The organism is Winslowiella iniecta (genome assembly GCF_001267535.1).
In the GTDB taxonomy this organism is placed as follows: Bacteria; Pseudomonadota; Gammaproteobacteria; order Enterobacterales; family Enterobacteriaceae; genus Erwinia; species Erwinia iniecta.
Window position 1 is genome coordinate 144,847 of record NZ_JRXE01000004.1, and the last position, 1,525, is coordinate 146,371.

A 1,525-nucleotide genomic window follows, 5' to 3' on the forward strand; every position below is an offset into this window, starting at 1 on the left:
GTGTTTGCACCGCAGGATAAAGCCACCCATACCGAAGCGATGATTGCCGCGATGGCCAATGGCGATGTGCATATTATCAGCCATCCGGGTAACCCGAAATTCCCGGTTGATATTCCGGCGATTGCCGAAGCCGCCGCCAGATATAATGTGGCGCTGGAAATCAATAATTCCTCATTTACCACATCGCGTTCGGGCAGTGAGCCTAACTGCCGGGCGATTGCTGCTGCTGTGCGTGATGCCGGTGGACGCCTTGCCTTCGGCTCCGATTCCCATACCGCGTTTACCCTCGGTAACTTTGAGCACTGCCTGCGGATTATGCGTGAAGTGGATTTTCCTGAAGAACGCGTGTTAAATGTCACGCCGCGCCGTTTGCTGGATTTTCTGGCAATGCGCACCGGCAAACAGATAGAAGAATTTGCTGATTTGTGACCCTGTCACTTTTAATCTCTCACTGGACTGAATTGAATGAATGAGTTTTCCATCATTTGCCGCATTCTCGGCTCGCTGTATAACCGTCAGCCGCAGGATCCTCTGCTGGTGCCGCTGTTTACCCTGTTGCGGGAGGGCAAGTTGCAGCAGCACTGGCCGCTGGAGCAGGATGAACTGTTAACGCGCCTGCAACAGCACAGCGATCCGCAGACGCTGGCCGCAGATTATAATGCGCTGTTTGTTGGCAGCGAGTGCAAGGTTTCCCCGTATGGCTCGCAGTGGGAAAATGGACCGCAGGAAGCTGAGGTGCGCAGTTTTCTGCAGCAGCGTGGCATGCCATTAAGCGATGCGCCAGCCGATCATATTGGTGCATTACTGCTGGCGGCTTCGTGGCTGGAAGATCAGTCGCAAGAGGATGAGATTCAGGCGCAAATCGCACTGTTTGATGACTATCTGATGCCGTGGTGCGGTGCCTTTCTCGGCAAAGTGGAAGCCCACGCCAGCACGCCGTTTTACCGCACGCTGGCGGCCATCAGTCGTGAAGCGATTCAGGCGATGCGCGACGAGTTAGCAGAGGTTAAATAATCTCCGGGGCACCAGGGTTGCCGCCCGTTAACTGACCCTGTTGCCGCCGTAAGTGATTTAACGCGATTTACGCAGCCTGGAGAGCCGCGGAAAGCGCGCGTGCATCCGTAAATTGCGCAGATTGACCACCGAAATTGCCGTGCCGATAATCACCAACAACGCGCCGATCACTTTAAATCTGTTCATGCTGTCGCCCAGCACCATCACGCCCATAATAACCGCCAGCACTGGCGTCAGCAGGGAGTAGGGCATAATCAGGTTGACGTTATATTTCTTCAGTAAGGCGTACCACAGCGAATAGGCGACAATTGACGAGCCAATCGCGCTATACAGAATGCCGAACCAGCCGCGCCAGCTGGCGTGCGCAAGGGTGCTGAACTGATCGGCTTCCAGCAGATATGAAGCCAGCCCGACAATCGGAATCGCCAGAAACGAGATCCAGCCGGTCATGGTCAGCGGTTTAATCGGCGGTGATTTTTTGACGATCAGATTACTTACCGCCCAGCCTGCT

Annotated in this window: 2 protein-coding genes and 1 pseudogene; 2 read left to right on the plus strand and 1 reads right to left on the minus strand. The window is 54.8% G+C overall.

Annotated features, from left to right (window positions below; all coding sequences use genetic code 11):
* A pseudogene (locus NG42_RS23295) lies at positions 1-429 on the plus strand (phosphatase); the annotation flags it as partial.
* Between the two features lie 36 nt (positions 430-465).
* Positions 466-1,014, plus strand: a complete 549-nt coding sequence (locus NG42_RS03890) for a TorD/DmsD family molecular chaperone (protein WP_052897954.1) — start codon at positions 466-468, stop codon at positions 1,012-1,014.
* 57 nt (positions 1,015-1,071) lie between these two features.
* Here the strand turns inward: NG42_RS03890 and NG42_RS23300 are convergent.
* Positions 1,072-1,525: DMT family transporter (locus NG42_RS23300; protein ID WP_052898039.1), on the minus strand; the 454-nt coding region annotated here is incomplete at its 5' end.